Annotated in this window: 8 protein-coding genes; 1 reads left to right on the top strand and 7 read right to left on the bottom strand. The window is 43.6% G+C overall.

Going from position 1 to position 11257, the window contains the following annotated elements; all coding sequences use genetic code 11:
- Positions 1 to 77: 77 nt before the first annotated feature.
- From B5X60_RS06115 to B5X60_RS06095, 5 genes are all read right to left on the bottom strand, one after another.
- Entirely contained in the window at positions 78 to 1817 is a 1740-nt protein-coding gene (locus B5X60_RS06115; RefSeq protein WP_079701726.1) for a hypothetical protein, read from the bottom strand.
- Entirely contained in the window at positions 1814 to 2644 is an 831-nt protein-coding gene (locus tag B5X60_RS06110; protein WP_079701725.1) for a hypothetical protein, read from the bottom strand. The genes B5X60_RS06115 and B5X60_RS06110 overlap by 4 nt, the downstream gene beginning before the upstream one ends.
- Positions 2645 to 2930: 286 nt before the next feature.
- Entirely contained in the window at positions 2931 to 3389 is a 459-nt protein-coding gene (locus tag B5X60_RS06105; protein ID WP_079701724.1) for a hypothetical protein, read from the bottom strand.
- Positions 3390 to 3623: 234 nt separating this feature from the next.
- The gene (locus B5X60_RS06100) at positions 3624 to 4946 is read right to left on the bottom strand and encodes a PAS domain S-box protein (protein WP_079701723.1); all 1323 of its coding nucleotides are present in this window, start codon (positions 4944 to 4946) and stop codon (positions 3624 to 3626) included.
- Positions 4947 to 5327: 381 nt separating this feature from the next.
- Entirely contained in the window at positions 5328 to 5765 is a 438-nt protein-coding gene (locus B5X60_RS06095) for a response regulator (protein ID WP_079701722.1), read from the bottom strand.
- A gap of 204 nt (positions 5766 to 5969) precedes the next feature.
- On the opposite strand from B5X60_RS06095, the gene B5X60_RS06090 reads away from it, so the two are divergent.
- Positions 5970 to 9074: a lantibiotic dehydratase gene (locus tag B5X60_RS06090; RefSeq protein WP_079701721.1), complete on the top strand. Its 3105-nt coding sequence runs from the start codon at positions 5970 to 5972 to the stop codon at positions 9072 to 9074.
- Here the strand turns inward: B5X60_RS06090 and B5X60_RS06085 are convergent.
- Both B5X60_RS06085 and B5X60_RS06080 read right to left on the bottom strand, forming a co-directional pair.
- A complete protein-coding gene (locus tag B5X60_RS06085; RefSeq protein ID WP_079701720.1) occupies positions 9055 to 9771 on the bottom strand; it encodes a LytR/AlgR family response regulator transcription factor in 717 nt (238 codons plus the stop codon). The genes B5X60_RS06090 and B5X60_RS06085 overlap by 20 nt on opposite strands.
- 4 nt (positions 9772 to 9775) lie before the next feature.
- A complete protein-coding gene (locus B5X60_RS06080; protein ID WP_170878391.1) occupies positions 9776 to 10750 on the bottom strand; it encodes a sensor histidine kinase in 975 nt (324 codons plus the stop codon).
- Positions 10751 to 11257 lie beyond the last annotated feature (507 nt).

The raw sequence follows: 11257 nt of genomic DNA, 5'->3' as shown, positions 1-11257 counted from the left end.
CGACCTCCGACTTCAGTTTTCCGACCTCCGACTTCCTTTGCCAGCCGTAGCTTAAACGAAGGATGGTGACCTCCGATCTACCTAAAACTATACCCAAAAGAAACCCCCAACCCCGATCTGAACCCCCGGTTGTCATAGGCCGGACTGTACGTTGCCCGAACAATCAAGCCTTCCCGCAGCGGCTGCAGCCGGTAACCCAGGTTGGCTACGACCGCCAGCGAAGGATTTGATATGCCATTTCCTGTTGCGAAGCTGGGTGTAACACCCAGGCCAGTTTCAATGCCGCTCCGCTCATTGCGGAAGATATAATTGTAAGAAAGCGGGATCGCTAATCCAAAGTACCTATAATCGTCTTCATAAAGCACTGCACCATAACCCACACCAGCCCTGAACCCCGGCCCGTCATTACGACCCGGCCTCAAGCGCATATCGAAATTTGCTGAGAGCCCGAAAACGTTGCCGCCGCCTTCCACAAAAATGGCTTTCCTGTACCGTCCGGGTGCTGGCTCATCAAGAACTTTCTCAGTCGTTAGTTTTGGCAACCGGGGAGGTAATTTAGGTGTGTTGAATGTATACCCAAAAGAAAGTCCTTCCCAAAGCGGAGTATAAAAATAACCCTTCCCGGTATACATAAATGAATTGGTAGCTCTAAGCAGCAATTTTGGGCTTACCTGGTATCGGTATCCAATAGTGAATAGTTCTGCCGAGGTTATTTTGGGGTGCGGTTCATCATCATACAGGTCAATGAAGTAATTTGCCCCAGAAGCATTGTGAAAAAAGGTAACTCCTAAACCCATTTCAAAACCATGCTTTCTCTTACCCAAAACATAGTTAATTCCCAAAGGCAGGGTTGTCCAGTTGCCAGAGTACTCGTCCGGTTCCCAGCCGAGCCCGGCGCGGAAGCCGAAACCGTCTTTCCGGTCGGGTTTGAGGCGCATATCATAATTCAGGCTATATCCCATACCGGCACCCTGCAACTCTCCATACACAACCCGCTGATATTTTCCCGTGGCGGGCACCATTTGCAATTGCTTCACCGATTCGGGTTTCTTCTGAAAGCTATACTTATAGGCCAGGTCTACTCCAAAAAATCCAGCACGCGTGTTGAATTTGCCGGTATATAGTTTATCGTTCATCTGCACCTGCAGTATCCCGGCACCAATAGGTCTCAGTCCGAAGCTTTTCCGAACACCAATCACAAAACTGCTCGATGGGGAAAGTTTTCTTTCTATACCCAAGCCCGCTGCCAGATAAAGGTCGAGCCGATGCCCTGTTCCCGGTATATCGACGAGCAGGTCGGCAGGAAGGGTTGCCGGATTTTCCGGATCGTAGGGTACCGCGCGGTTAAAACCATCCGTGAACCCATCAAAATTGTCTTCACTATAGCTGTAATACATCAGTGAGGGCTCGGCGAGGATTCTGAGCGAAGTGCGTTTGTTCAGGGCGAAATTCCGTAAGCCGCGTGCAGTTATACCCTGATACTTATAGGGATAAAAGTAATAGCCGATATCTAAATTTCCCTTATCCTGTTTGGTGCCAAAGGCTGAACTGGGTGCACTGAAATCCATCCGATAGACGGTGCTTCCCAAGGTGATTCCTCCACCAACACCCCATTTTTGATTCAGCATATGGGTAAAGGTCACACCCATATCATAAGCAATTTGCGTAGGAGCGGTGATCCTTGCCGGCGAAGGGTTTTCAATTTCGGGCTTCTGACTTATCTTGGGTGTAAATCGAAACTCCAGGGATTTCTGGCCACGAACCAGCTGGGCTGTTAACAGTATCAGGACCAGCGTTAAAATCTTAAGCTTGCTCATCGTCTGTATGGTTGAGGTTCCTGATATTTTCTCACGAAGGAGAATCCAAACTGCAAAGCGATATAGCTGCCGGTATCGCTGAAAGTGCCAGTTTGTTGTCCGCTCTCTGGGTAATAGGCGTAATCCCCCTGATTATATATTACCGGCGAATAGTTAAAATTGAACCCAAAGAAGATCTGATTACCCCTCCGTAATGTTTTTGATGCCCTGGCATTCAGGGTATACGTTAACCAGGGATGGAGTTCGCTATAATAGACGGAAATTTCTTGTACCGGGTGCCTAACATTTGCGTTATCCCAATAGTACGATCCGCTGCTCAGATGTGAACTTTGCACGCTGCTTATGCTAACGCCTCCCAGAACTGATGGTGCCCAATTACCGATCTTCTTGCTAAAGGCATAGCCGGCCTGGATCGGAAAGTAGAAGTGGCCATTGATTAAATTCGAATTTTTCGACCCGAAATTTGAAGTAGAGGGTCCGCCGGAGGCCAATTCGTTGTAATTCACGTCGAACTTGTACGCAACCGGAATCATGCGAAAGTGTATTCCTCCGGCGAAGGTTAATCCGCTCAGGCTTACCCTTTGATAATCTACCCCGACAGCAAAGCCGGGAGTATTTAATTTCTTCATCACATCCCTGTCTGTGGCCCGGACGATTGTCGTCCCGGTTCTAAACAAGGGCTGCGCGTCAAAGGAAATATATTCCCGGCTTTTATGTGCTGCCTGTCGGGCTAAGAGCAGGCTGTCCTGCGCGCTGGCATAACCGATGTTCGCCAGGAGAAGGACAATGAGCGATGTCTTTATCGCTGCGGATTGGATGTTTCGCATGTACAATCGGGTAGAATGTAACGGGAATGTATACATTTAATAGGAAAATCGGAAATTATTTGATGGAGAGGGTTGGAGGACTGGAGTCTCCATCCTTCGTTGAAGTTACAGCTGGCAAAGGAGGTTAGAGGTCTGAGGTTTGAACTCGGCGGACTAAACGCAGCGAATAGCAATAAGTGGCGATCCGGGCAGGGACCGATCTGATGCAGATCCTGCGAGGCTCGCCTACCCAGGATATTCGAGTTGAGCGTGATCGGTCCTGAAACAGCCATAAATCCATGAAGAATTATTTTTTCGATAATTTGATAACTGAATAATCTGAGTACGACACGCCGTTGGCAGCATCAGTTGATCCTTCAATGCCATTCAGAAGCGTAAAGCTGGCGTCTTTATCGAATTTATAATAACCAATAATTTGTGGTTCCTTCACTGGCATAGGGTTAGAAATCCGGATTGTTTTTGAACCGCCCTCTTTGCGGGTATAATACTGGAAGTTAACACGGCCGGATCCATTTACATCATACCAGCCTGTGCAATTCCCTCCAACTCCATCCTTCATGGTACAGTCGTCGAAAAAAATGGTTCCGGCAGTGATGGTTAAATTCGTTGACTGGCCATTATCATAATTAATAATGCTTTCAACTTTGTATTCCCCTGCAATTTCCGAAACAAGCTTTTGATCCTTGTCACATCCCAGGCCTGCCAGACAGCACACCAGGATAAATAATTTGTTAATGTTTTTCATAAGATTTGTTTTTCAGGTTTAGTGTTGTTCAGTTACATCATAAAATCCAAATTGATGAACTAAAAATGTACAATAATAAATACGCTAACACTGCAAGCAAATGCCTGGTCAGGGATACAAACGGTTTTTGAATAGATGAATATGAGTATTCGATAGATCAATATGAAGGAATTGTGATCACGCCCTGCAAACTTTACCGTATACATACTGGCCACCGATCATCCATGTACCCAATCACCAATAACCCTTAACATTTGAATCCTTCCAATAATCCTCAACCGTTATCGTCTCATCCGTAATCTTCTTTACAATTTCATCCATCTTTGTTGCTGCTTTCTCCATCAGTGAGAAAAATTCCAGGTCGTCGGGGTTGGTCAAGTTTGTACGGTCGAAGAGCGGTAAAAGGCCAAGAATGTTTGCCACGGGTGCTCTCAATTCGTGCGATTGGATCCAGGCAATCTTTCTGAGCTGCTCGTTCTGTTTTTCGATCATTTGGGTATAGAGGTGCTGTTTTGTGATATCACGAGCAAAGGTGCTGACACCAACAACCTGGCGATTTTTGTCGAGAATTGGATTGAAGCTGATTTCCTCGAATATGATCCGCCCTTCCATTTTATCCTCACGGATGATCTTGAAAGCCTCGCCTGCAAAGCAGCGGTTATAGTATTCGCTGAACTCCTCCATTGTTTCCCTCTCGAAATCTCCTTCAATGAGTTGTGATACCTTCCGCCCGGTCTTTTGCTCCAGGCGCTCCCAGAACGCATTATTTGCCGAAATGAATTCATAATCAAGGCCTATCGACCAGATCAGGTCGGACGTATTGTTGATGATCGCACGAAGGTTCTCTTCATCTCGCAGGATCTTTTCCTGGATCTTTTTCTGCTCGGTGATGTCTACAAAATAAACTGCTATGCCATCCCGTGTCGGATAAACATGCATAGAACCCCATACGCCAAGCGGGGCATAGCATTCCTCAAAATGTACGCTAATGCCCTCGTTCATTGCCCGGGAATATTCGGTGTAGAACCGGCCATTTTTTGACTCAGGAAAGAATTCCCAAAGATTTTTACCTATAATTTCTTTTCGCGTGCAGCCCAGGACCCTCTCAGCGGTTTTATTAAAGTAAGTGACCTCCCAATTCCTGTTCAGCGCATAGAATCCATCGGTGATACTTTCCAGGATATTGGCTATATCCGATTCCGTTCTCACTGTGTCCTCGATATTGATGGCTAAAACCACCCGCACTTTTTTTCCTTCAAACTCGGTAGTATGCGCGTAAACCTGGACATTGAATATCTCGCCGGTCTTTTTTAAATGCCGCCACCTTCCAAAATCAATGTACCTCTCGGGAGCGCCTTTGGTCGCATGATAAAAAGAGGCGACCTCCTCCTGCGGCCTGATATCCGTAGCCTTCAACTGAAGGAATTCGGCTTGTGTATAGCCGTATTGTTGAAGTGCAGCTTCATTAACCGAATAGAAGTCAAACGTCTCGGCGTCGAAGACGTACATCGGGACGGGACTATTATAGAACAACTGCTTATAAGTGGCCTCGGTCATTAAGTAAGTTACATAAAATAGTCCAGCGTTTTAGAAATAAGAATGATCGGCAAACTTTAATAGATTTAATAGGGCTTCAGTGCAATCAGGAGCGCCGATTTTAACCATGAGCAGGTAAAACCTTATAAAACCAAACAGGAGTGGGTGCAACCGTTCAAGAAAACATTTCGCTTTACAGGTGGAGAAATTGTCAATGAAGTTTTAAAGAGTAATGGTTATCTGCGGGGGCGCATTTTGAAGATGGCGTAGTACATGCAGCGGTTTTAAAGCAGGATCCGATGTGGGCAGCGAGTAAATGAATGTGGTTGAGGCTGATCGGGAATCAAGTCCGAAATTCACGTAGGAAAAACCTTATAACCCCATTGGAGAAGGTGCTGCTAATTACATGAATCTTCTTTTTTTAGAATCGTTGGTTCGGACATTGAGCCGCTGAAAATTTCCGAGCGTAATTACAAAGTCAGCTGTCAACGGCTTCAGAAAAGCTCCCTTCACAAAATTATATCGCTTAAGTGAGGTCTTTGCTTTATGATCAGCAGATGATGAAATGATCACCACCGCTATGTCCTTTTTGATGTAGGGTTTTAATCTGCTGAAAAGGTGCAAGAAACCCCAACCACTAAGCTGGGGCATATCAAGATCCAACAATATCAGGTCGGGGAGGTATTCGATTTCAAGGTAGAATTCGCTAAGGTATTCTATGGCAACAGAGGCATTTGTGAATGAAGTGCATTTAGTTAGGGGCTGATGCTTACCGATCAGAAATTCACCAAGTCGCAGTTGGATCGGATCATCATCAATCAGAAATATATAAGTGTTCATATGACCCGGCTTGTAAATCAAACACCGGCTCGCAGTTTCGGCGGGCCAGTGAATTGATTAGTGAATATTCCATTAGCATTTTTAGGTAGATGCAGGGCCGACTGTTCGGCTCCCCTTTCTGGATTTCATCAAAAGATAGTCAGTACACTCGTTGAGCAGAAGTTTATTACACGAACAAAGCTTTTCTATATAGGAACGTAGCGATTGTCTATAAAAGTAATCCCAGAAACTAACACCGGAAAACGGCACATTAATGAAATTACAAATCCAGTAGACCAAAAACACCTATTCACCATTCAAGTTTATAATCAAACCACCAATGGTTATCTTAGAAAAATGCTGCCTTATGTTTTTTCACCCGTTCTGTTTGTACGTTGCCCTGCCTTACCTGTTCCTGATTTCAAAAATGCTTACGATTTCCATTTTCTAAGGAACGAGTCCTTCAGGAGGGCTTTATATTTTGCAAGCCCGGATCTCTACCATCAAGTAAAACTCCAGAACTTCGACCCGAAACTGATTAAGCCAGGTGCCCGCGATAGTCTGCTGAAATATTATAACCGGATGTGCTATCGGGCGACACCGTTCGGGTTGTTTTCTTCGTTCTCCTCAATCGCCTGGGGAAATGAACCCGAGCCGCTGACTTTTACTGGCAAAAACACCGAGCACATCGATCTTGATTTTAAGCTAGCTAAAGAGATTATCGATGAATGTTTCGGAGAGGAACTTGTAGAACCCTTCCATTTTAACGCAAGCAGTTACCGGGTAGGTAAGGAATTAAGGTATTTAAAAACTTTACCGCAGACTAGCAAGGATTCCGGCTCTTATGGAATAGCTGCCGTAGGGTACAATAAATTGCTGAAGGAGCTTAAAACACTTACGCGGTATGGGACAAGCCTTTCAGAATTGCGGGATTTTTTTTTGCGAAAATTTCCTGAAGATGAACCTGATGAGATCTTGCTGGAGTTTACCGCAGAAGAGCTTATACTGAGTAGCACGCTACCAAATGTGACCGGGGAGAAATACCTCGGGCGAATTAGCACCCAGACTGGGAATTTACGAATCAGGGATATTGTCAATTCACTAAGATTACTAAACGCCCCACATACCGATTGCTTTTATAAAGCAGCGGACACGCTTAAATCCGCGCTCGGCGATATCAAAACGACAGACAGGTTTTATGTAAATTATACGCGTTCGGTTAACGGTACTCTAAACGAGAGTTTCCAGGTTAAGCTGCTTGATGCAATCGCTTGTTTATACCGATTGCATGACAATAATGAATCCAGCTTTCTTAGCAAGTTCAGAATTCGTTTTTCTGAGAAATTCGAAAAACAGGAAATCCCGTTGATGTCTGCCCTTGATCCTGAGATTGGGATATCGTATGCAGGACTGGAAGGCAACTCTGGAGAAGAAGAATTGCTTGGCGACATTAATTTTAATAAACCACCCGGCCCGGATCGCATCACCTGGGGGGCCGTGCAGAGTATGCTCGTCACCAAAATGACGAAACCAAGAAATGACCCGACTATCATTATTACCGATGACGATTTAAGAAAACTTCCAGAGAACACCACGGCATTTGCTTCCGGGATATCTGTCATGTTCAGGATACATGACGACAAGGTATTTATTGAAGCTGCAGGCGGGGCTGGTGCAACAAGCCTGATTGGAAGGTTCACTGCTTTCGACGAAAAGATATTAAAGGAAGCGAAGCAGATCAATAAGATAGAGCAGGAAGCAAATGACAGTGTCATTTTTGCAGAGATAGCCTATTTTACTGATGAGCATGCGGCGAATATCAATGTTCGGGGGCATGTATGCGACTATGAAATACCCGTGATGGTGAATTCAACCCTGGATTCCGCTCATGTAATTCGTCTCGATGAGCTAATGATTTCTGTTAGGGGAAATGAATTGATCCTGCGATCCTCGAGATTAAATAAGCGGGTTATACCAAGGATGAGCTCGGCATACAACCATGGCCGAAGTGAGCTTCCTGTTTTCAGGTTTCTCAGCGATCTTCAGCATCAGACGGTGGGTAAAAGCCTGACATTAAATCCCGAAGAGGTCATTCCCGGGCTAAGTTATTATCCCCGAATTGAATACAAGGACACAATTCTTTCACAGGCGACCTGGATCTTTACAGATGCCGAACTTTCCCGTTTAACAGACGGGCAATCTTTTATAAAAATAGCTTTGGAGCGGTCTTTCCCCCGTTACTTCGCTCTAAGTGAGGGCGACAAGCAGCTGGTTTTTGATCTCCAATCTACCGAAAGCATTCAACTCCTGCTAAGAGATATTAAGAAAAGAGATAAGGTAACATTTAAAGAATTTTTCATGCCGTCTAATTCGGATGCAGGTATAAAAGATGGTGAAAATGAGATCCATATCAGCCAGTATATTGCCTGCCTGACAAATCCTCAAAAGGTTTACGCAGGGCTTGCAGCCTCAAAACCTCTTAAGTCAACACAGGATCGTGTTTTTTTTCCTGGCAGTAAGTGGATCTATCTTAAAATCTATTGCAGCGACCAGGCGACTAATCACATCATATCCCGAAAAATTTATCCATTTATAAAAAGGAACGCTGCAGATATTCATAAATGGTTCTTTATCCGGTATAATGATCCGGATCACCATTTGCGTGTGCGCATACTAGGGAAACTGGAATTTGTCAAGAACGTTTCGGAACAGTTTAATACAATCCTGCGACCACTGGGTATTTCCACGGTGATCAGTAATATGCAGATTGATTCTTATAAGCCTGAAATTGAACGTTATGGCGTAAAAACGATCGGTCAGGTTGAGAAAGTCTTCCAGGCTAGCAGCCTGCTTATTGCCGAACGCCTGTCAAGACAACCCGATGCAGAGATGCTAATTGAATTCGGGGTGATCGGACTACGGGAGATCTTTAATGCCTTTAAAATGGACCTCGATCGCCGGATAACCCTGCTGGAGGCAGCTTCGAAAAGTCTGATGGCCGAAAATGGTGATGAAAAGACCTTGCGTGCCGACCTAAATAAGAAATATCGGGTATTCCAGAGGCATGTGAACATGGCTTTTAATAACAATCCTACGGTCGGGAAGGAAAAAAGGGCTTTGAACCAATTCAAGATGGAGCTAGAGCTCCTTTATGAGCAGGTCCGGGGGCATGCAATTCTAATACAGGATCAGCTTGCCCTGGATATCTTTCATATGCATATGAACAGACTCTTTAATACCGAGCAGCGAAAAAATGAAATGGTAATATACTATCTCTGCTTACGTCATTACATGTCAGTTAAAGCAAGATTTAACGTGAAGAGGCAATAAGCTTTTCAGAAATATAATTCTGCAAAATGTCCTTGTAGGTTTGCCCTACAGGTATTTTTGTATTGTTTGATAATTGAATAGAAGCGCCGTCAATCGCCTTGATATAGTTTTTATTAACGATGAAAGACTTGTGAACTCGTAGAAATAGATTTTCAGGTAAAACCTTTTCTAGTTCTTTCATGGTCAGATAGGTAACATATTTATTGTCGCCCGTGTAGATCGAGAGGTAGTTTTTGATAGATTCGACATGTACAATATCGTTAAAGGCCAGTTTAATTACTTTCCCTTTTATATTCGATTTAATATAAAAATGATCATCCGCTGCATTTGCTTTGCTGGCCGGCAGATTATCCGTCACCTTTTTAATCGACGAAAGGAAGCGTTCAAAGGAGACCGGTTTCAGCATATAGTCACTGGCATTTTTCTCAAATGCTGCCACTGCATAATCTGAAAAGGCAGTGGTAAAAATAACCTTTGTCCGATCATTTATAAGACCGGCCAGCTCTATCCCTGAAAGTTGGGGCATATCGACATCCAGGAAGGTAATATCAGGGTGTACAGATTTTGTAATTTCTTCAAGTGCGACCAGCGGATTTGTGGCAGATCCGATAAGGACTAAGCCGGGGACTTTTTCAACGTAAGCTGTGAGGGTTTCAATCGCATGACTTTCGTCGTCAACTATATAGCACGTTATCATAGGGTCAGGTTAGAATAACTGTTAATTTGAGTTTATATTGAGTATCTGTGTCTTCTATTTCCAGCCCATACGCATCCGCATAATATATGTCCAGGCGTTCCCGCAAATTTTTTAATCCAGTACCATGCCCGGGCACTATTCGACCCGCCCTCTTTTTGTTTGAAGCCTCTACCTCCAGTTCATTTTCGTGCAATGTTATCACTAGTGATGCCGGGTATTCAGGATCGAGCAAATCGCCGTATTTGAACATATTCTCGACAATAGTAATCAATGAAAGCGGTATTATCCGGCTGTCGCCAACACGTCCATTAACCCGAAAGTCGATAGAAAGCTGCTGATCAAACCTAACCTGGTTAAGATCAATGAAGTTTTTGATATGTTCAATCTCATTTCTTAGCAGCACCTTTTGATCCTCATCTATCCGGGTTAAGGCATACCTCATGATGTCAGAAAGGGTAAGTATGGAAGTCGACAGCTTTTCGGACACCTTCATCGACGAATTGTACATGAAATTCAATGTATTGAAAAGAAAGTGGGGGTTTACCTGTGATTGGAGATAGGCATTTCGTGCAGATAACAAGTCTTTCTGCAACCTTATCTTATCATTTTCCTGGACAAGCCGCAGGCTTTCAAGTTCAATGATTTTCTTGTTACGCTGTACGGTGATGATTGAAAACCAATACGCTGTACTAAAGAGGACGTAATAAAACGACCTCAGTATGTTACTCATCGCATAAGCGCGGTATTCTACACTTGTATTCAGACGGATGCGGTCACCAATGATCAATAAATTGAGAGGGTATTTGATCAAAACGAATACAAATATCTCAAGAAGAACTATACCCCCGATTAAAAGCCACGAGATTTTTAGTCTTTCCCCGAAATAGTCCAATATGATATAAGCATTAAAATAGAAAAGGGAAATGTTTAGAACATAATTGACAGTTAATCCATCAACGTTCTGAATGCTGCCTGTCATTACAAAAATGTAAGTCAGTTCATAGGCAATAAAGATGCTCCAACACAATAAATGCTTGTAAAATACCGGCCAAAAAGCAATCCGCTTACTCTCCATTATTAACCTGAAATCACGGCAATATACATGTTTGGATACGGCAAAACCAGATTGGTGTAATAAATTTTTTACTAATAGGCGGGACCAATAACTTTTTGAAAAACAAAATAAAGAAGTTATGAAAAACAACCTCAAAACCCGTGGGTTTATCAAGTCCAAAATTGTGTTCAAATTCAAAAAGCGTTCAGCAAATTTACTTTGTAGTGGAGGAACAGTTGATCCTACGACTATCACCAATACAGTTTCATTAGGGTGCTAGCGGTATAAATGCCCCTTGATAGGGGCATTTATTATACTTTCAATTTATCGAATTTAAAACCGGATTTGGTCTAGAGATCAGAGCTATTTGGTTTTCAGTTAAAATCATTAACTAAATCTCGGTAAAAACTTTCACCTAAGTACACCCGGATC

The sequence above is a fragment of the Daejeonella lutea genome (assembly GCF_900168015.1).
GTDB classification, from domain to species: Bacteria; Bacteroidota; Bacteroidia; order Sphingobacteriales; family Sphingobacteriaceae; genus Daejeonella; species Daejeonella lutea.
The sequence above is the reverse complement of the archived record's forward strand: the minus strand, read 5'-3'. Positions and strand labels throughout refer to the sequence as shown.

Bases quoted from the DNA above. Each gene is read 5' to 3' on its own strand.
- B5X60_RS06115 (WP_079701726.1), bottom strand. From the start codon at position 1,817: ATGAGCAAGCTTAAGATTTTAACGCTGGTCCTGATACTGTTAACAGCC.
- B5X60_RS06110 (WP_079701725.1), bottom strand. From the start codon at position 2,644: ATGCGAAACATCCAATCCGCAGCGATAAAGACATCGCTCATTGTCCTT.
- B5X60_RS06105 (WP_079701724.1), bottom strand. From the start codon at position 3,389: ATGAAAAACATTAACAAATTATTTATCCTGGTGTGCTGTCTGGCAGGC.
- B5X60_RS06100 (WP_079701723.1), bottom strand. From the start codon at position 4,946: ATGACCGAGGCCACTTATAAGCAGTTGTTCTATAATAGTCCCGTCCCG.
- B5X60_RS06095 (WP_079701722.1), bottom strand. From the start codon at position 5,765: ATGAACACTTATATATTTCTGATTGATGATGATCCGATCCAACTGCGA.
- B5X60_RS06085 (WP_079701720.1), bottom strand. From the start codon at position 9,771: ATGATAACGTGCTATATAGTTGACGACGAAAGTCATGCGATTGAAACC.
- B5X60_RS06080 (WP_170878391.1), bottom strand. From the start codon at position 10,750: ATGACAGGCAGCATTCAGAACGTTGATGGATTAACTGTCAATTATGTT.